This window comes from Neptuniibacter sp. QD48_55, assembly GCF_047778115.1.
Lineage (GTDB): Bacteria > Pseudomonadota > Gammaproteobacteria > Pseudomonadales > Balneatricaceae > Neptuniibacter.
Window position 1 is genome coordinate 195,205 of sequence record NZ_CP180555.1, and the last position, 19,396, is coordinate 214,600.

16 protein-coding genes are annotated in these 19,396 nt (G+C 46.7%); 10 read left to right on the forward strand and 6 right to left on the reverse strand.

Features of this window, described 5'->3' with window-relative positions:
* The first annotated feature begins 26 nt into the window (after window positions 1–26).
* The 6 genes from rpoH to ACMXYW_RS00895 all read left to right on the forward strand — a co-directional run bounded on the left by rpoH (window position 27) and on the right by ACMXYW_RS00895 (window position 6,008).
* Window positions 27–881: an RNA polymerase sigma factor RpoH gene (gene rpoH, locus ACMXYW_RS00870; RefSeq protein WP_415883124.1), complete on the forward strand. Its 855-nt coding sequence runs from the start codon at window positions 27–29 to the stop codon at window positions 879–881.
* 113 nt (window positions 882–994) lie between these two features.
* On the forward strand, window positions 995–1,375 hold the full coding sequence (locus ACMXYW_RS00875; protein WP_415899795.1) for a DUF423 domain-containing protein: 381 nt from the start codon (window positions 995–997) through the stop codon (window positions 1,373–1,375).
* Between the two features lie 4 nt (window positions 1,376–1,379).
* Window positions 1,380–1,580: a sulfur carrier protein ThiS gene (thiS, locus tag ACMXYW_RS00880; protein WP_415899796.1), complete on the forward strand. Its 201-nt coding sequence runs from the start codon at window positions 1,380–1,382 to the stop codon at window positions 1,578–1,580.
* A gap of 59 nt (window positions 1,581–1,639) precedes the next feature.
* A complete protein-coding gene (locus tag ACMXYW_RS00885) occupies window positions 1,640–2,434 on the forward strand; it encodes a thiazole synthase (protein ID WP_415904883.1) in 795 nt (264 codons plus the stop codon).
* Between the two features lie 93 nt (window positions 2,435–2,527).
* Complete coding sequence (trmB, locus tag ACMXYW_RS00890) at window positions 2,528–3,259, forward strand: tRNA (guanosine(46)-N7)-methyltransferase TrmB (RefSeq protein ID WP_415889909.1); 732 nt, start codon at window positions 2,528–2,530, stop codon at window positions 3,257–3,259.
* 241 nt (window positions 3,260–3,500) lie between these two features.
* On the forward strand, window positions 3,501–6,008 hold the full coding sequence (locus ACMXYW_RS00895; protein WP_415899798.1) for an EAL domain-containing protein: 2,508 nt from the start codon (window positions 3,501–3,503) through the stop codon (window positions 6,006–6,008).
* Window positions 6,009–6,134: 126 nt separating this feature from the next.
* Here the strand turns inward: ACMXYW_RS00895 and putA are convergent, their stop codons facing one another.
* Both putA and putP read right to left on the reverse strand, forming a co-directional pair.
* Window positions 6,135–9,755, reverse strand: a complete 3,621-nt coding sequence (putA, locus tag ACMXYW_RS00900; RefSeq protein WP_415904884.1) for a bifunctional proline dehydrogenase/L-glutamate gamma-semialdehyde dehydrogenase PutA — start codon at window positions 9,753–9,755, stop codon at window positions 6,135–6,137.
* A gap of 227 nt (window positions 9,756–9,982) precedes the next feature.
* The gene (gene putP / locus ACMXYW_RS00905; RefSeq protein ID WP_415904885.1) at window positions 9,983–11,449 is read right to left on the reverse strand and encodes a sodium/proline symporter PutP; all 1,467 of its coding nucleotides are present in this window, start codon (window positions 11,447–11,449) and stop codon (window positions 9,983–9,985) included.
* A gap of 383 nt (window positions 11,450–11,832) precedes the next feature.
* Between putP and ACMXYW_RS00910 the strand changes: the two genes are divergently transcribed.
* Both ACMXYW_RS00910 and ACMXYW_RS00915 read left to right on the forward strand, forming a co-directional pair.
* Window positions 11,833–12,294, forward strand: a complete 462-nt coding sequence (locus tag ACMXYW_RS00910) for an Lrp/AsnC family transcriptional regulator (RefSeq protein ID WP_415883132.1) — start codon at window positions 11,833–11,835, stop codon at window positions 12,292–12,294.
* Window positions 12,295–12,367: 73 nt separating this feature from the next.
* Window positions 12,368–12,775, forward strand: a complete 408-nt coding sequence (locus tag ACMXYW_RS00915; protein ID WP_415899801.1) for a response regulator — start codon at window positions 12,368–12,370, stop codon at window positions 12,773–12,775.
* A gap of 34 nt (window positions 12,776–12,809) precedes the next feature.
* Here the strand turns inward: ACMXYW_RS00915 and ACMXYW_RS00920 are convergent, their stop codons facing one another.
* Window positions 12,810–13,277 (reverse strand): Spy/CpxP family protein refolding chaperone, encoded by a 468-nt coding sequence (locus tag ACMXYW_RS00920; RefSeq protein ID WP_415899802.1) that lies wholly within the window; start codon window positions 13,275–13,277, stop codon window positions 12,810–12,812.
* A gap of 189 nt (window positions 13,278–13,466) precedes the next feature.
* On the opposite strand from ACMXYW_RS00920, the gene ACMXYW_RS00925 reads away from it, so the two are divergent.
* Both ACMXYW_RS00925 and ACMXYW_RS00930 read left to right on the forward strand, forming a co-directional pair.
* Window positions 13,467–14,177, forward strand: a complete 711-nt coding sequence (locus ACMXYW_RS00925) for a response regulator (protein WP_415889914.1) — start codon at window positions 13,467–13,469, stop codon at window positions 14,175–14,177.
* Window positions 14,174–15,535: a sensor histidine kinase gene (locus tag ACMXYW_RS00930; protein WP_415904886.1), complete on the forward strand. Its 1,362-nt coding sequence runs from the start codon at window positions 14,174–14,176 to the stop codon at window positions 15,533–15,535. Before ACMXYW_RS00925 ends, ACMXYW_RS00930 begins: the two co-directional genes overlap by 4 nt.
* 3 nt (window positions 15,536–15,538) lie before the next feature.
* On the opposite strand, the gene ACMXYW_RS00935 is transcribed toward ACMXYW_RS00930, so the two are convergent.
* From ACMXYW_RS00935 to astA, 3 genes are read right to left on the reverse strand one after another with little or no spacing between them, the layout of a single operon-like run.
* A complete protein-coding gene (locus ACMXYW_RS00935; protein WP_415904887.1) occupies window positions 15,539–16,861 on the reverse strand; it encodes an N-succinylarginine dihydrolase in 1,323 nt (440 codons plus the stop codon).
* Window positions 16,858–18,354 carry a succinylglutamate-semialdehyde dehydrogenase gene (astD, locus tag ACMXYW_RS00940; protein ID WP_415904888.1) on the reverse strand — a complete coding sequence of 499 codons (1,497 nt, stop codon included), beginning with the start codon at window positions 18,352–18,354 and terminating at the stop codon, window positions 16,858–16,860. The genes ACMXYW_RS00935 and astD overlap by 4 nt, the downstream gene beginning before the upstream one ends.
* Window positions 18,351–19,388, reverse strand: coding sequence for an arginine N-succinyltransferase (gene astA, locus ACMXYW_RS00945; protein ID WP_415904889.1), 1,038 nt, complete (start codon window positions 19,386–19,388; stop codon window positions 18,351–18,353). Before astA ends, astD begins: the two co-directional genes overlap by 4 nt.
* Window positions 19,389–19,396 lie beyond the last annotated feature (8 nt).

Sequence of the window (19,396 nt, forward strand, 5' to 3'; positions counted from 1 at the left end):
TAAAGCAGAATGATATGAGGTCATTAATGGGCACAAGCTTACAAGTTGTTGAAAACCTTTCTCCTGGTCAGAACCTGGATGCGTACGTACAGACTGTTACGGCGATTCCTGTGCTGAGCGTTGAAGAGGAACGTTCTCTGGCTGAGCGCCTACACTTTGATGGTGACGTAGAAGCTGCACGTCAGATGGTTATGTCTCACCTTCGTTTTGTTGTACATGTTGCTAAAACGTATTCTGGTTATGGTCTGCCTCTAGGCGATCTAATTCAGGAAGGTAACGTTGGCCTGATGAAGGCTGTTAAACGCTTTGACCCAACGATGGGTGTACGTCTGGTTTCTTTCGCCGTGCACTGGGTAAAAGCTGAGATGCATGAATTTATTCTGCGTAACTGGCGTATTGTGAAAGTTGCAACGACCAAAGCGCAGCGCAAGTTGTTCTTCAATCTGCGTTCGAAGAAGAAAGGCCTTGGTTGGATGACCAACGATGAGGTTGATCTAATCGCAGAAGATCTAGGTGTAGAAGCTAAGACAGTACGTCAGATGGAAGGTCGTATGGCCTCTGTTGATACTGCGTTTGATGCGCCGGAAGGTGCAGATGACGAGCAAGCTGCTTGGGCGCCTGCTCACTACCTAGAAGATAAAAGTGCAGATCCATCTTTACAGGTGGAAGATGCGAACTGGGAACAGGATGCACAGCGTCGTTTAATGTCGGCGATGTCTGAGTTGGACGAGCGTAGTAAAGATATCTTGGCGCGCCGTTGGTTAACCGATGATAAAGCTACCTTGCACGAGCTAGCAGCAGAGTACGAAGTATCCGCTGAGCGTATTCGTCAGTTAGAAAAGAATGCGATGAAGAAGATTCGAGTCTCCATGGAAGCGTAATTCGTTTTCTGGAGTAAAAAAAGCCGCTTTTAAGCGGTTTTTTTATGCCTGCAGTATTCGGCAAGGCCGTAGCAAATTCGGTATAATCCGAACTCGTTTTAACAGAGTTCATCATGAATACACATCCACTGCTTTTTATTGCGTCCATTTTCGGCTTTTTAGCCGTGGCTATAGGCGCATTTGGTGCGCATGCAGTTAAAGGTTCGATCGAGCCTTCCCTCTATGTTGTGTACCAGACCGGTGTGGAATATCACTTTTATCACGCGCTGGCGTTGCTGGTTTTGGCATTCGCTTCAGAGCGTTTAGATATGAAAGTGATTAAGCGTGCGGCGATTGGATTTGTGATTGGAATTCTGTTGTTTTCAGGCAGCTTGTACTTAATGGCGTTAACTGGGATGCGGTCATTAGGTATGGTTACACCGCTAGGTGGAGTTGCGTTCCTTTGCGGGTGGGCGTTGCTGGGGTATGCAGCGCTGACTTCAGGTAGGAGATAGATCAATGCAGGTTCAGGTAAATGGTGAGATGCTGCAGTTGCAGGATGGTATCACCCTGACAGGTTTGGTTGAGCAGTTAGAGTTAGGCGAAAAGCGTATCGCGATTGAGCTTAATCTTGAAATTATTCCGCGCAGCCAGCATGCTGAGACGGTTTTAAAAGAATCAGATCGTGTTGAAATTGTTCATGCCATTGGTGGCGGTTAATTTCAGCATTTGATGCAGTACAGCCAGAGTAAATAATAACGAGCATTTGGAATTACACCATGTCCCTAGAAAATGATCCGCTAGTAATCGCAGGCCAATCTTTTAACTCTCGTCTGCTAATCGGAACAGGTAAATATAAAGATCTGGAAGAAACCCGTTTGGCGATTGAAGCAAGTGGTGCTGAAATCGTAACCGTGGCTGTACGTCGTACTAATATTGGTCAGAATCCAGATGAGCCAAATCTGTTGGATGTGATCTCTCCAGATAAATACACAATTCTTCCGAACACGGCAGGCTGTTTTAATGCTGATGATGCGATCCGTACCTGTAAGCTAGCACGTGAGCTGATGGATGGTCATGATCTGGTTAAGCTAGAAGTACTGGGCGACCAGAAAACTTTATATCCAAATGTTGTTGAAACAATCAAAGCCGCAGATGTGCTGGTACGTGATGGTTTCAAAGTAATGGTTTACACCAGTGATGACCCAATCGTAGCGAAAGAGTTAGAAGACCTAGGCTGTGTATCTATAATGCCACTAGGTTCTATGATCGGTTCTGGTTTGGGCATTCTTAACCCACATAACATCAATGTTATTATGGAAGACTGCAAAGTACCGGTATTGGTTGATGCTGGTGTAGGTACTGCGTCAGAAGCCGCGGTAGCGATGGAAATGGGTTGTGAAGCGGTATTGATGAACTCGGCTATTGCCGGTGCTCAAAACCCTATTTTAATGGCTTCAGCTATGCGTAAAGCGGTTGAAGCTGGACGTGAAGCATTCTTGGCGGGCCGTATGCCACGTAAGAAATACGCGAGTGCTTCTTCGCCAATGGAAGGAACCATTGTTTGTAAATAATCGCCGCTAATTAACGGTGGTTTGGCTACACTTTCCGATACAGCCTGGCGTCCCAATGTCAGGCTGTTTTGTTTTACTTAGTTAGGTCAGATGATGACAGAAGAAAATAACATCGAGCAGCAAAACCCTGAGCAGGCTTCTGAAGAGAAGCATATGCGTACTGTAAAAAGCTTTGTCTTACGTGCTGGGCGTATGACCGAAGGTCAGCAGAAAGCGATGGAAGATGTATGGCCGCAAATGGGTCTGGAGCTGAAACAGGGGATGTTAGATCTAACTGAGGTGTTTAATCGCGATGCCCCGGTTGTACTTGAGATCGGCTTTGGTATGGGCGACTCACTGGTTGAGATGGCAAAAGATCAGCCAGAGAAAAACTACATTGGTATCGAAGTACATCGCCCAGGTGTAGGCCGTATCTTAAGCAATGCAGAGCGTGAAGGCTTAAGCAATATTCGCGTATTCTGTGATGATGCAATCGAAGTATTGGCGCAGTGTATTCCAGATGGCAGCCTTGATTGCATTCAGTTGTTCTTCCCTGATCCATGGCACAAAAAGCGTCACCACAAGCGCCGTATCGTTCAGCCTGAATTTGCGCAGACGTTACGCAAGAAATTGAAAGTTGGTGGTGTATTCCACATGGCGACCGATTGGGAAAATTATGCTGAGCACATGATGGAAGTTATGAGCGCCGCTGAGGGCTATCAAAACGTTGCTGGTGAAGGTGAATATTCGCCGCAGCCGAAGTGGCGTCCAGTCACTAAATTTCAAAAGCGTGGCGAACGTTTAGGTCATGGTGTTTGGGATCTTATGTTTGAAAAGCTTAGCTGATTAGACTGAATTTGTTAGCTTCCCGGGGAGGATGCTCTTTCCTCCCTGTTTAACTCCCTCTGCTTTAGCCTCTCTAAATGCTCATTTATGCTGGGGCCAACCTTAGGCTCTACTTCGAGTTTTTTCTGTTTATTTGACTCGGGTCAATATCATAGAGCCTTATCAATTGTGTGGTTTTATTGTTCGAATTTTATTCAGTAATATTGCTCATCTGAAATGAAGTAGAGTTAGTAAGTTCGTAATGACCAGCATGCCATATCCCCAGAAACACCTTTTGGTGCGTCAAGTTGCGCAGCAACAGTTAGTCGTGTGTTCTGAAGATACTAAGGTATCTACTGCCGTAGGTTTAATGGCTAAACATTGCATCGGCTGTGTTGTTATTTGCGAAGGAAACCGGCCGGTTGGCATTGTTACTCGCAGGGATATTATGCGGATCACAGTGTCAGGGCAGGATTTAGAACAGATTGCTGTCTCTACCTGCATGTCTTCCCCTGTGAGTACGGTATCTACGACCGCTACTATCGATGAAGCGGGTTTACGTTTTATTGCAGAAGGTTTTCGGCATTTAGTGGTTGTAGATGAAAGCCACGATATCTTCGGCATGCTTTCCGAGACGGATGTGGTTAATAGTCAGGGAGTGGAGCATGATCTATTTTTAAGATCAGTTTCTGAGATTATCAGTAAAGATGCGTTGATCATTCCTGAACATGAGACGGTTCGTTTAGCAGTAGAGCGTTTGGAAACTACAGGTCATAGCGCTGCTTTAATCTGTAATGGTCAGGATATAGTTGGCATTCTTACCGAAAATGATTTGATGGTGAGTATGGCCGAGGGTGACTTGGATCTGCCGCTTAAAGATTTTGCTTCCGCCAATTTGGTATCAGTTGAAGCTGACCTCAGTCTCTACAATGCCCGCAAAGTATTTCGTCAGCATAGTTTTCATCACCTCGGTGTTAAGCGTCATGATGGTGAGATTATTGGTTTAATCTCTTATAGCGACATTCTGCGCAATGTTGAGATGGATTATGTCTATCGCTTAAAAGAGTTATTGAATGAGCGCGATCAGGCATTAGCTTTATCCCAACACAATCTCAAGTTGGCAGATAAGGTCATGAACGCTTCTATGGAAGCGATTGTAGTGACCGATCTGGAAGCAAAAATCCAGCGGGTAAACCCAGCCTTCACGGAAATTACAGGGTATGAAGAGTGGGAGGTTCTGGGCAAAAATACCAATATTTTAAGCTCGGGTCGCCATGATAAAACCTTCTATCAAGATATGTGGGCTTCGTTACAGAGTGACGGACAGTGGCAGGGTGAAATCTGGAATAAACGTAAAAACGGTACAGTTTATCCAGAGTGGCTTACTATCACTGCGGTGGAAAATGATGCGGGAGAAATTTGCCAATATGCGTCTATTTTTTCCGATCTGACAGAAATTAAGAAATCAGAAGCCCGTATTAAGCGCTTGGCTTATTTTGATGAGCTTACTCGCCTTCCTAATCGTAAGTTGTTTAATGATCGTCTGAACTTATCGCTTGGCTATGCTCAAGAGCACAACCATCAAGTTGCTTTAGCCTTTTTAGATTTAGATTTCTTTCAGAGGGTAAACGATCGCTTCGGCCTTGAGGCAGGCGATCAGGTATTGCGTGAAGTAGGCCGTAGAGTCGAGTCTATTCTGGAGGAGGGCGATACGGTTGCCCGCTTTGGTGGTGACTCCTTTAATATGATCCTCACTGATGTTGATGATAATACAGCGGTCAGCGAGTTTTTAAATCGTCTTCTATCTACGATCAATCAGCCCATATTAGTATCTGGTACGGAGATCAATCTGACTGTCAGCGTCGGGGTGAGTTTCTTCCCTACGGATGCAACGGAACCAGAAGATCTGTTTCAGTGTGCCGAAGTGGCCGTTAAACAGGCGAAAGATTTTGGTCGCAATAGCTATCGATTCTTCTCCTCTGAACAGCACCAGTTGGTGAAATCACGTTATCGCATGGCAAATGATCTGCACCGAGCTATCGAAGCAGAACAGTTTGAACTGTATTACCAGCCCAAAGTAACAGCATCAGATCGCCAACTCGTTGGTGTCGAAGCGTTAATTCGCTGGAATCACCCTGAACAAGGCTTTATTCCCCCTGATGAATTTATTCCACTTGCTGAGGATTTAGGCGTTATCGATCAAATCGGCTATTTCGTTTTGAGAGAGGCGGTTCGTCAGTGCTCTAGCTGGTGGAAGCTGGGGTACGAGGTTCCTGTCGCAATCAATGTGTCTGCTAAGCAGATGCAGCGCCGAGATATAGCCGAAGAGATTTTAGAGGTTCTAGAAGAGTTCCAGTTGCCATCTAGATTGTTATCGGTAGAGCTGACGGAAACCAGTTTCTTGCATTGCTTAGAAGAGACTCGCGTAGCTATCAATATATTGAGAACTGCAGGCGTACGTATTGCTATTGATGACTTTGGTACGGGTTATTCCAGTCTCAGCTATATCCGTAATATGTCTTTGGATGTGTTGAAAATAGATCGTAGTTTCTTGGTTAATATTGAGGACTCAGAGGTCGATTTAAGCATAGTGGCATCTATTATCGATATGAGTCAGGCCATTGGACTTGAAGTGGTTGCAGAAGGGATCGAGACGGAGACCCAGTTTGGTTTGCTGCGAGAGCTCAATTGTAACCAGATCCAGGGTTACCTCATCTCAAGGCCGATGCCCGCTGATACATTTGTCGATTGGTATCGAAGCCAAGCTTAGGAATTTATTCATTTAGAATGAAAAGGCCCCGGGGCTGAATGGCGGTAGCCCCGGGGTAAAGGTCTTCGAGTTTTGCCCATGAATCAAAAATCGAAGTAAGTGGAAAGGTACTTGCTCAAGCCGGTCTTAGCCGGCTGTAGCGATTAGGCTGGCATTACCGCCAGCAGCAGTAGTATCAATGCACAGATGACGTTCCATGACGAAACGTTCTGGTTGATCCAGTTCTGTAATCAGTGGCAGCAACGCGCCCTCGCGAGCGGCGAGCGCCTGACGAATCTCTTTTAGGGCTTCAGTGCTGGCATTGCAGCAGATCGCAGCGAATCCATCAGTGTCAGTCATCGCATCGACCGATAACTGCCCCACCATACCTTGCACAGGCAGTTCAGCCTCAGTGCACTGTTTCAGTAGATCAGCGATACCTTGAGCAATAATGACTACCGCATTGCCCTGCATGAGCGCCGTTGCAGCCTGGTTCTTAGCGCTTTCTGCATCGGGACCTAGGCAAAGGACAATGCCGCGCCCAGTTTCGGACAGAAGGTTTAACTCGCCTGTTGGTCCAGGCATTTCTGTAGTTTCAGAGCTATGACCTTGCAGTTTAAAGGCCTGTTCAGCAAAGACTTTAGCAAGTTGTTCCTCAGAAACCTTCGCTTCAGTAGAAGCTGTTTGATCCAGTTGTTGGATCATCTTGTTCAGTGTTTCAGAGTTAATTGTCTGGCCTGTTGGCGCTTCTGTGCTATTGCTAATATTTGAGCGAGTGAAACGTTTAACGTAGTGTGGGCCACCCGCCTTAGGGCCAGTACCGGATAGGCCTTCACCGCCGAATGGTTGTGAGCCGACAATGGCACCAATCTGGTTACGGTTAACGTAGATGTTGCCTACCTTAACTTTGTTGATAATGCGCTCTACACGGTTATCCACACGGGTGTGTAGGCCAAAGGTTAGACCATAACCTTTGCTGTTGATCGACTCGACAACTTGATCCAGATCTTTTGCTGCAAACGTTGCGACATGCAGAACAGGACCGAAGATCTCTTCATCAATCTCTTCAATACCATTAACTTTCAGCACTGCTGGCGCGACAAATGTACCGCCTGTTGGAGCATGGAGTTTCTTAAGCATCTGGCCTTTAGCGGCAAATTTTGCACAGTGCTCATCAATCTTAACTTTAGCGTTACCATCGATAACTGGACCCACATCGGTACTTAGAAGCCAAGGGTTGCCAAGGCGTAGTTCATCCATGGCGCCAAACAGCATCTCTAGTAGGTTATCAGCAATATCTTCCTGTACATAAAGCACTCGTAGAGCAGAGCAGCGTTGACCTGCACTCTGGAATGAGGACATCAGAACATCGCGTACAACCTGTTCTGGAAGAGCTGTTGAATCAACGATCATCGTGTTCATACCACCAGTTTCTGCTACTAGAGGTGCATCCGGAGCCATGTTTTGCGCCATTACTTTGTTGATGCGCTGTGCAGTTAAAGTCGAACCTGTAAAGCACACTGCAGCGATGCGTGGATCAGAGGTCAGCGGCGCGCCGACATTGATGCCCGAGCCCGGTAATAGTTGGATCACGTCCTCTGGGATACCGGCTTCATGCATCAAGGCAACAGCGCGTGCAGCCATTAGAGGTGTTTGGTCGGCAGGCTTAGCGATGACACTATTGCCTGATGCAATGCCTGCTAAAACCTGACCGGCAAAAATAGCTAAAGGGAAGTTCCACGGGGAGATACAGGTGATCACGCCGCGTGCTTCACTGTTTGCGTGTTTCTCAGCTTCATTCGCATAGTAACGGGCAAAGTCGACCGCTTCTCGAATCTCGCCAACAGCATCAAGTAGAGTTTTACCCGCTTCACGGCTCGCCAGAGCAAATAGCTCAGGCGCATTGGCTTCAAATAGATCAGCTACACGGCGAAGGCAAGTGGCGCGCTCGCTAGCGTCAGTTTTTGACCAACGCTGGAAGCCTAGCTCTGCGGATACGATCGCACTTTCAATATCTTCAGCGTTCGTTTCAGTAACTAGACCTACAATATCTTCTGGGTTGGCAGGGTTAAGAATTTCAGCCGTTTCAGAGCTGCTTGCATTGCCTGCAATCATTGGTTTCGCGTGCCATTGCGTTTTCTGGAAGGCCTCGCGAGCAGGTTCCAACTGTTCTAAGGTTGCATGGTCAGTGATATCCCAGCCTTTAGCATTCAGACGCTTTTCACCAAAAATCATGGCAGGTTTAGCAATCATGTTGTTGCTGATTGCGTTATGGCTTTCCAGTACTTGGGTAAATGGGTCAGTTGCGATCTCTTCAGGCGTAATGCGCTTATCGACAATCTGGTTTACAAAGGAGCTGTTTGCGCCGTTCTCTAGCAAACGACGAACAAGGTAAGCCAGCAGATCACGGTGTGCGCCTACAGGCGCATAGATACGGCAGCGAGTATTGTTCGATTTCAGTACGGTATCGTGCAGTGATTCACCCATGCCGTGTAGGCGCTGAAACTCAAAGTTATCCACATCGTGTTTTTTTGCCATGAACAGAATCGCAGCAGCGGAATGGGCGTTATGCGTAGCGAACTGTGGATAGATACGATCTGTCATCTGCATCAGCTTTTCAGCACAGCACATGTAAGACAGATCGGAATTTACTTTACGGGTAAAGACTGGGAAGCCATCAAGGCCTAGCACTTGCGCGCGTTTGATCTCTGCATCCCAGTAAGCACCTTTAACTAAGCGCACCATGATACGACGATCAAGACGCTCAGCGGTTGCATACAGCCAGTCCAGAACATGCGCGGCACGAGGACCAAAAGCTTGTACCACAATCCCGAAGCCATCCCAGTCTGCTAAGCGTTCGTCTGCCAGAACCGCTTCGATCACATCAAGTGAAAGGTCGAGACGATCGGCTTCTTCGGCATCAATATTGAAGCCCATATTGGCATCTTTCGCCTGCAGGGCTAGCGTTAGAGTACGCTCTACTAATTCCTGCATAACACGGGCTTTTTGACCAACTTCATAACGAGCATGCAGAGCAGATAGTTTTACAGAAATACCTGGGTTAAGACGGATATCTTTGCTTTCACAAGCATATGTCAGTTCATTGATCGCTTGTGAGTAAGCTTGGTGGTAACGGATTGCATCGGCATCAGTTCGGGCTGCTTCACCGAGCATATCATAGGAGTAGCTATAGCCTTGTTTCTCAAACTTTGTCGCACGTTTAGTGGATTCGTTGATGTCGCGACCAAGTACAAACTGGCGGCCTAGCTCTTTCATCGCTTGGGCAACGGCGGTACGAACGACAGGCTCACCAAGGCGTTTAATCATGCCTTTAACAGTGGAGCCGATGCTCTTCTTCTCATCTTCTTTAAGTAGCTTACCCGTGATCAGTAGCGCCCAAGTTGAGCTATTTACTAATGACGATGCAGATTGGCCTAAGTGGCCTTTCCAGTTACCGGATACCACTTTATCTTCGATTAAAGCGTCGATGGTTAGGCTGTCTGGCACACGAAGCAGTGCTTCTGCCAAACACATTAGCGCGACACCCTCTTTGGTAGTCAGGCCGTATTCGGCAAGGAACTTTTCCATCATGGAAGGGGAACTTTCAGATCGAACTTTGCGTACCAGCTCTGCCGCGTTAGCTGAAATAGCGCCGCGCTCTGTTTCGCTTAAACCTGAGTTATTAATCAAACCGTTGATAACGGCTGCTTCGTCTGCCAGATAGTTATTACGAATAGCTGTACGGCATTGTTCGATTGTGATGCTCATAATTTTCCACCTCTTAAATCTATCGGGCTATTTTACAAGCGGTTAAATAGTCGATTTGTCTATAAAATTAGTTATGGAAGTTTATTTCTCTTTATTTGATTCTATTTGTGGATAACTTGGTGTGTTTTTGTTTGTTTTTTGAACTTATGTTCCTTTGGTTGTTAGGTATAAAAAAGCCCCAACTGCAAAGCAGTTAGGGCTTTTAAAAAAAATCTGTTTTCTATTCGTTAGCTTTTGATTTCTGCTTCTACATCGTCAAAGCGTTGCTGAATAGCTTTTGATGGCGCTGGTGTTACTTTGGATACCGCGATAATTGCGATGAAGGCAAAGATAATACCTGGGATGATCTCGTAAAGATCAAACCAACCGCCAGATAGCTGCTTCCAAACTACCACTGTAACACCGCCAGTGATGATACCCGCAAGCGCACCGCCTTTGGTCATCTGCTTCCAGTACAGTGACATAATCAGGGCTGGACCAAATGCCGCACCGAAACCCGCCCATGCGTAAGACACAAGCTCCAGAACTTTAGAGTCTTTATCCATCGCTAGGAACGTTGCGATCAGTGCGATAACCACTACAGCGATACGGCCCACACGAACCAACTGTTCTTGCGTTGCATCTTTGTTAAACAACGCTTTGTAAAAATCTTCAGCCAGTGCAGAAGAAGATACAAGTAGCTGAGAATCGGCTGTACTCATTACAGCAGCAAGAATTGCGGCCAGTAGAATACCTGCAATTACAGGGTGGAATAGTGCATCTACCATCACCATAAATACAGTTTCATTATCGCCCAAACCGTCTGGTAGGTAGCCGATAGCGGCCAAACCAATTAGGCAGGCACCCGCCATAGAGATCGCACTCCAGATAACTGCGATACGACGTGCAGCTGGAACCGCTTCTTTAGATTTGATGCCTTTGAAACGCGCAAGAATATGCGGCTGACCGAAGTAACCTAGACCCCAGCCCAATAGGGACAGCGTACCGATTAGCGTGATGCTCTTACCATCCGCATCGGTAAACATATTCAAGAGCTCAGGATTTTTCGCTTCGACTGCTGCCAGCGTGCCGCTCAAACCACCGATTTCACCCATCGCGATCAACGGTACTAAGATCAAAGCGCCAACCATTAGTAGGCCCTGAACTACGTCTGTCCAAGATACCGCTAGGAAACCCCCAAATAGGGTGTAAGAGATAACAGCTGCAGCACCAACAAGAACAGCGATGGTGTAATCAAAACCGAATACAGTTTCAAATAGCTTACCACCGGCTACTAGACCTGAACTGGTGTAGAACAGGAAGAAAACTAATACAAATACGGCAGAAATAACGCGTAAGCTGTGGCTGTGATCTTCAAAACGTTTTTCGAAAAACGCAGGTAGTGTTAGTGCATCATCAGCACGTTGTGAGTAAACACGTAGGCGCTGAGCTACTAACAGCCAGTTTAGCCAAGTGCCCACTAGTAGGCCGCCTGCCAACCAGAAAGAGCCATAACCGGCCGCCATTGCGTAACCAGGAAGGCCCATCAACAGCCAGCCACTCATATCTGATGCGCCTGCACTCAACGCACTTGGGATCGGCCCTAGATTACGTCCACCAAGTACGTAATCAGACAGATCCTGAGTGCGACGATAGGCAACAATACCAATTGCCAGCATCAGCATCAGATATAGGATAAATGTCAGGGTTACCATCTAAGAAACCTCTTTGTCATAGTTTATGCTTATTATCGTTCCATCCTCTGTTACACCTTCCTGCGCTAGCTATGCTGCAGACTTTTCTACCTTCATTGGTTGCGAAAAAGACAGTAGTTAAGCTTGGGTATAACGACCGGAAAGCTTACCGGTATTCCATTGGTTAAATGCTCTAAAGTTGGCTGTTTTCTAGGCAATTGGTCTTTATTTGTTCGCTTATTCGGATGATTGTTCTAATTCGATGGTTTTTTGCCTAGATAAACGCGCTGTATAGCTCTTTTTCATCTATAAGAAAGAGTAGTCAACTTGTTATGGGGAGTCGAATTCACTATATTTTCGCCAAAATTTTGGACGTTTTGACTTTAAGCTTCTGGAGCGCCGTCATGGAAAATTTAGATAAACTCGATATGGCGATTTTGCGCGAACTGCAAAAGAATGCACGTATTACGGTTACGGAATTAGCTTCGCGTGTTGGCCTTTCGAAAACACCTTGCCAAGTGCGAATGAAACGTTTGGAAGAGCTTGGTTATATCATGGGTTATACCACCCTGATCGATCAGAAGAAGCTTGGTTCTAAACATATCGCCTTTGTTCAAGTGACGATGCTAGATACTAAAACCAAAGCGCTGCAAGCCTTTAATGAAGCGGTACGCGCCATCCCTGAAATTGAACAGTGCCATATGATTGCAGCTAATTTCGATTACCTGTTAAAAGTGCGTACGTCCGATATCGAAAGCTATAGAGAAGTGCTCGGTGAAAAGATTTCTAATCTGCCATTTGTTAAGCAAACCAGCACCTTTGTTGTGATGGAAGATGTGAAGGATGTGGCTTCTAAGCTGATTTGATTACCCCCCTTTTCTATTCAAAAAACTCTGCTAGATTTAGTAGTAATGTATTGAATTGAAATGGATATTCACTATGGTCGAACAAGTTTCCGTTAACGAACAAGCGAAGATTCTTCTGGTCGATGATATTGGTAGTATGCGGGCACTACTGGTAGCTATATTGCGGGAGCTTGGTTATCGAGATATTACCCAAGCGGCCAGTGGTGAAGAGGCTTGCCAATTGACTCAAACTCACGCCTACGACGTGATTTTGTGTGACTGGGAGATGCCAGGGATGGGGGGACTTGAAGTACTCAACAAAGTGCGAGAATCGTTTGATGCCGACGAGTTACCTTTCATAATGGTAACGGCTGAGGATGAAACATCGATGGTGAAACAAGCGATCTCTCAAGGCGTTTCTGACTATATCATTAAGCCTTTCAGCGCTGGCTCTTTACGTGAAAAAATTGACAGAGTTACTGCAGTGAAGGCTGACGGGTAACACTGTCAATTACAGCTTAACTTTTGCTCCACTCTTAGTGGCACTGCTTACCTTTTCTATGTTCCGATTTATGTTTCATCCATTTTTTGGGTGCTTCACTCTTTAACTGTGCGAATTTGGCTTCCTGTTCTGGGGTCAGAATCTCATACAGTTCTTCCTGATGTTTGGCTTTGGCCATAATCATCGCTTTAGTTTGCTCCTGCGCTTTTAACACTAAGCTGTTGAGCTGCAACTGATAGTCTTTGGATGTTGGATCTAGTTGCATCAGTTGTTGGCGAATATCTCGTTTCGCTTGGTGTTGATCCTTCATGCCCGCTCTTTTCTGCTGCATATTTTCTTTCAGTGCCGCCTGTTGGCTGGTGGTTAACCCTAGTTCTTCAGAAAGATACTGCAGGCGTTTCTCCATCTTAGCGCCGTCATCTTTAGTGTAAGCATGTGCAACGCCTAAACTAGAAACAGTTAACACAGCGGCTGCGATTCCAGTCATGATTTTACGGTTCATGTTCTTTGCTCCTAGGCTGTTTAGTTGATGGAACAAAGTGTGGCTTTTGTAAGCGCAAAGATGGGTTTCTGCTGTGTAAAGTTGGGTAAATCTAACAATTGGGCGATCTATTTTGACGCTAAAAGGATTATTATTTTTAGTAGATAAGTAGCGAAATTAGGCGATCAAGGCCGAGTGCGGGATTAAAGTATGAGAGATAAACAGCGATTATTACTGGTGGATGACGATGTGGAACTGTGCGAGTTGTTGTCCGATTATCTCGAGCACGAAGGCTTTGAGGTTGAGTTTGCTCACAATGCAGATGAAGCTTGTGCGCAATTAAAACGTGCAGATCGTTATGCCTTGATGGTGTTAGATATCATGATGCCGGGTAAATCGGGCTTGGAGCTGCTACAGCAAATTCGACCTGTAGTGACTTTGCCCGTGATTATGCTGACGGGGCGTGGTGAAGAGATTGATCGCATTCTGGGGTTAGAGATGGGAGCGGATGACTATCTAAGCAAACCCTGTAATCCACGCGAATTGCTGGCACGAATTCGTGCGGTCCTACGTCGTTCGGAACCGAAAACACAAACAACTCTTTTCCCAGACACTAATGTTGAGATGGGCGGTGTCCAGCTTGATCCTGGTTTGCGTGAGGTTCGGATCAAGGGCGAGTTATTGGAGCTTACGGGGACGGAGTTTAACGTGCTTGCTTATCTGATCGCGAATGCTGGAAATGTATTGGATAAAGAACAATTAACTGAGCTGGTTTTGCATCGAAAATTGGCGGCATTTGATCGTGCAATAGACGTTCATGTTAGCCGTGTACGTCAGAAATTAGCGAAAGCGCTGCCAGAGAAAGAGTTGATCAAAACCGTCCGTGGTGTCGGCTATCAGTTTATTAAGGATCTGGTATGAAGTGGTATAAACGACTTTTTTGGAAAGTTTTTGCCGCGATCTGGTGTGTAAGCTTTTCGGTGCTCTTAGCGACTATCTGTGTTGTCAGTACTATTACAGAAGAAGATCGTTTCAAAGAGGTGATCACAGCAAAAGCTGAGGGGTATGCAGAGCTGATGATCGAGCGTTATGAACGCTTGGGACATACCACGATTCCACCGCTTCGGCTTAAGCACCTGAAGAGTTCGCACCGGGATAAAGAGATAGGTCCTCCGCCACAACATCACAAAGAGCGTACACCACATTGGAAACGTTTTATTTGGCGCAGTGTAACTAAGCGTGTCCATATTACCGACCTGACCACGCAGAAGCAGGTGGTTGATCTGCCGAGTTTTAAGCAAGACCCTGAAGATAGTTATCGTTTTAATCTAGAGTCAGAGCAGGGGCGACAGTATGAAGTATTAGTCGATCTGAGCTGGGAACGTTCTCCCTACGCAGATCTAGTGAATCGGATCCTATCGGTGCAAATGGTACTGATTTTATTAGTGTCTTCTTTAGGTGCTTTGATTGTATCCGCGATTATTGCGCGGCCATTAATTTTGCTGCGCGAGCACACTCAGGCGATCTACCGTGGGGAGTTGGATACTCGTACGGATGAGAAACTACGCAAACGCGGTGATGAGCTGGGTGAGCTTGCCCGTGACTTTGACCGCATGGCAGATTATGTCCAACAAACCCTGACCTCTCATCAACATCTGATGTGTGATGTATCCCATGAGTTAAGAGCGCCGCTAGCACGATTGCAGGCCGCAGCAGGGATTGCTGAACAACGCTTGGGAGAAGGGGACAAAACAGTTCAACGGATCATTCATGAGTGTCAGCGATTAGATCAATTGATCGGCGAGATCTTATCCTTATCCCGTTTGGAGCAGATGGAAGTTAAAGGCGAAAAAACTAAGCTCAGCGATGTGCTGCAAGAGTTGCTCGATGATGCCCGTTTTAGTCAGCAATCACGTGAGTTTGAACTCCGTATGGAATCCGATTGTGAAGTGGAATTGAACACGCCTTTGTTGCTACGAGCGCTGAATAATATTTTGGGGAATGCCTGTAAACATACCCCACAATCAGCACCGATCGAGTTGAGTGTTCATAAAGGTGAACATTGTGAAATTCGTATTCGTGACCATGGTGAAGGTGTGCCAGCAGAGCAGTTAGAAAAACTCTGCGAACCGTTCTTCCGAGGTAACAGTAAATCCGAAGGCTATGGCTTAGGGTTAAGTATCGCGCAACGGGCTGTACAACGTTTAGGTGGTGAGCTCAGTCTATCAAACCATCCAGAGGGCGGATTGGAAGCGCGCATTCTGTTGCCTTGCGCCTAAAATTTAGTTGTAAAAATTGGGGAGCTTTAACAGCTCTCCCAAGTGGGATAGCGCACTTTGTATCTCTGAAATCAGTCGAGGGTCGCGAAGATCCTCGAGACTCAGGCGATCCCGGTAGTGTGATCCTATCCAATGTTTCAGCGACTCATATAGTGCAGGGGTTAGCAGTATTCCCTGATGCATAGCGCTTAATTCTTCAACCGTGATTGGTACCGCTAAACGCAGACAAGCTGGACCTCCGCCGTTCTGCATGCTTTGCGTTAGATCGACAAATTGCACCTCGCTGACAGGGTTGTCGGCAGCGATTAACTCTTCGCAGACTGCAGATGCGTTGGTACTGAGTTTACTCTCCATGGGGGCTAGAAGCAGAAGGGTGCCGTCGCTTTTTTGAATTAGCTGACTGTTGAATAAATAAGTACTGACGGTTTCTTGCAGACTCAGCTTACTGGAACTGACCTCAAATATCTTAAGTGCATCCTGCCAATGACAACTTTTTAATCTTAAATTATTCAAAACCTCATTTTGCTCTTTAAAAGCTTGTTCATGTAGAAATAAAAAGTTCAGATGTCCGACCGCGACAACATCGTTGTGAAATGCACCGTGGTCTATAGCGATGGGGTTCTGCTGAATCAGTATGCTGCGGTTTAGCTCCAGTTGATGTTGGCGGATAATACTTTCGCTAGCGAGGCGAGTTTGGCGTGCTGGAAAGCGTGTACTTGCGCTTAGTGAGCCTTCTCTGCCATAGATAAACAGATTCAGAGCATCTTGGTCACAAGGCGAGTTTAAGCGAATCTGATTGGCCGCCCCTTCATCTGCAAAGATCGATTGTGAAGGTAATGGAACATGAACGCTAAACCTGTCGTGATCATCAAAGCAGGTTTGGAAGAACTGATAGTTATGTTTGGTTTCTAATGATCGATGGATACTGCTATTTAAGTTTGCAGGGGTGAAGTGTAAGTGTCTATCTCTGGTATCTTGAGATGCTGAGCAGGTTGCGCTGTTAGCTGCCCACATAGCAGAAGCGGAATAACAGGCGGTCAGCAACTGAGGGGCTTTGTGCCAAGCTTGATCCAAGAGTTGTTCGTCGGAGCCGCGAAAGCCTGCTGCATAGAGCAGTGCTAGATCAGGTCGCATTGGCGGGGGAATAATCCCTTGTGGAATGCCAAGCTGATGCAGCATCCACATCTTTTCCAAACCCTGTAATGCTGCGTCTTTGGGTGAAGATATCTCGCCTTGATGCTGTTGTGATGCAAGGTTGCCCTGTGCGAGCCCCGCATAGTGGTGATTGGGAGCGACCAAACCATCTAAGTTAAGCGTTAAACTCATTCATGACTCCAAACATGATCGGCGATATGTAGGCCCGGAGGAAGTTTGTCTGGGATATCCATGCTGTCGGCCTGCATAGAGGCAACTGGGTAAGCGCAATAATCGGCGGCATACCATGCACTGGCGCGATGGTTACCACTAATACCGGTACCGCCAAAGGGGCGCGCACTGGATGCGCCGGTTAGTGGCCGGTTCCAGTTGATCAAGCCTGTTCTGACACGACGCTGAAAGTATTCGAATATTTTAGGATCGTCACTGAGTACGCCAGCCGCTAAGCCATAGCGGGTGTTATTGGCTAAGGTTGTTGCCTGCTGAATATCTTGTACACGATAGATCTGAAGGAGAGGGCCAAAGAACTCCTCATCATCGGGGTTCTCTATTGCCGTACAGTCGATTAACCCTGGTGTTAGCAGGGCGCCTTTCTCGGCAAAGCGTTGCATACTAACCAATGCTTCAGCGCCTTGTTCGATCAGCTTTTCTTGAGCGGTTAGCATAGAGGTCATGGCTGACTGGCTGATTAAAGCGCCCATAAAAGGTGGCGGGTTCTGGTTATAGGTGCCTACCTCAATTTTGTTAACCGCTTTCTGCAAAGCGGCAATAAATTCATCCCCTTCTGTGCCGACCGGTACCAATAAACGTCGTGCGCAGGTACAGCGCTGGCCTGCAGTGATATAGGCCGATTGAATAGTGTTATAGACCGCCGCAGCAACATTGGTTGTTTTGGCAACCAATAGAGGGTTATTACCGCCCATCTCGAGTGCTAAGATCTTTTCGGGTTGTCCGCCAAACTGCTCATGCAAGTAACAGCCGGTGGCTGCGCTACCGGTGAAATAGAGGCCATTAATCTCTGGATGCTGGGCTAAATGCGCCCCCGTTTCTTTTTCACCTTGGACCAGGTTAAGCACGCCATCGGGTAATTCAGCTTTTTGCCAGAGATGAACCATCAGCTCTGCTGTTCGCGGGGTAAATTCACTGGGTTTAAAGACGATGGTGTTGCCCGCTAAAAGCGCAGGCATGATATGGCCATTTGGTAGATGCCCTGGGAAATTATAAGGACCAAATATCGCTACGATGCCGTGGGGGCGGTGGCTGAGAATGGAACGTGCACCCTGTACAGTGCTCTCTTCAGTTGGGCAACGCGCTTGATAGGCTTTGATGGTCAAAGCCGCTTTGCCCAGAATAGCAGTTACTTCTGTCTTGGCTTCCCAAAGAGGCTTACCCGTTTCTTGACCGATGGTGTCGGCAAGTAGGTCTTCGTGCTCTTTTACCAATTTATTAAATTTTAGAAGGTAGGCTCCTCGCTGCTTTAGCGTGAGTTCAGACCAGTGTGGGAAGGCTTCAGAAGCCGCTGCAACGGCGTGATCTACCTGCTCTTCGTCAGCTGCATAACCCTGCCAGATTCGCTCGTTATTGCCTGGATTCAACGACTCAAGTTCGGAGCCGTTGCCCTGAACCCATTCGCCATTAATAAACAATGATGCTTGTGGTTTCATGGGTGCCTCCCTTTTAGTTCGACCAATCGAATGGTGTCGCCGTCTTTTACTTGAAGCATTTCAGCTGTTTCAGGTGTGAGTTCAGCAATGCCTTGATTGGTTTGGCAGTTAGCAAGGCAGCAACGAAAACCTGCTGCACGGGTGTTACTGAGTAGATAAGCTGAATCGGAATCAGTGGTTTCAGCTTGGTGCGAAATTCTAATTTTGGCGTAGCGGCTATTTCTAATCGCACGTATTTTTGCCAGTGGTGCCGTGATCGTAGGACCGGCATCGAAGATATCTACATAATTTTCAAAGCGGAAACCTTCATTTTCCAGCATGCGACGGGCAGGTTCAGTATTGGCGTGAACCCGTCCGATCACTTCTTGCGCTTCTTCGGGGAGTAAGTGGATATAGATGCTGTATTTCGGCATCAACTCGGCAATAAAGACTTTGTTGCCAGAGCCTGTGAGGTAATCCGCTTCTGAGTAGTCCATTGCAAAGAATTTACGTCCGAATCCTTCCCAAAAGGGGGAGCGGCCGTTGTCATCAGAGAAACCACGCATCTCTGCGATGACGCGTTCCGAGAAACGTTGCGGCTGTTCTGCCATAAACAGAAAACGACTTTTAGACAGTAGGCTACCGTTTTGCGAGTGACGGTGTTCAGGTTTTAGATAGAGGGTACAAACCTCTGTGCAGCCGGTGTAATCGTTACATAGGTAGAGGGTTTTAAACTGGTTATGGATATTGAGCTCGCGTGATGCATGTACCACGGTACCTACTCTGTAGTGATACCAAGGCTCTTGCAGACCAACGGCTGCTTCAATTCCTGTGGTCCCAACGACTTCTTCAGTTTCACTGTCGATCAGGACAAACAGATAGCTTTCATTGGCGGCTTTTTGAATATCTTGTTTGAGGGCATTTAAGCTGCGTTCGATTTTATCGGCGAGCAAAGCGCTGTTTTCGGGGAGAGAGGTAAAGCCAGGACCAGATTCGATAGCGATCTGATGTAAGGTCTCTAAATCGTTCATCTCAATCGGGCGAATGTAATACATAGTCGACC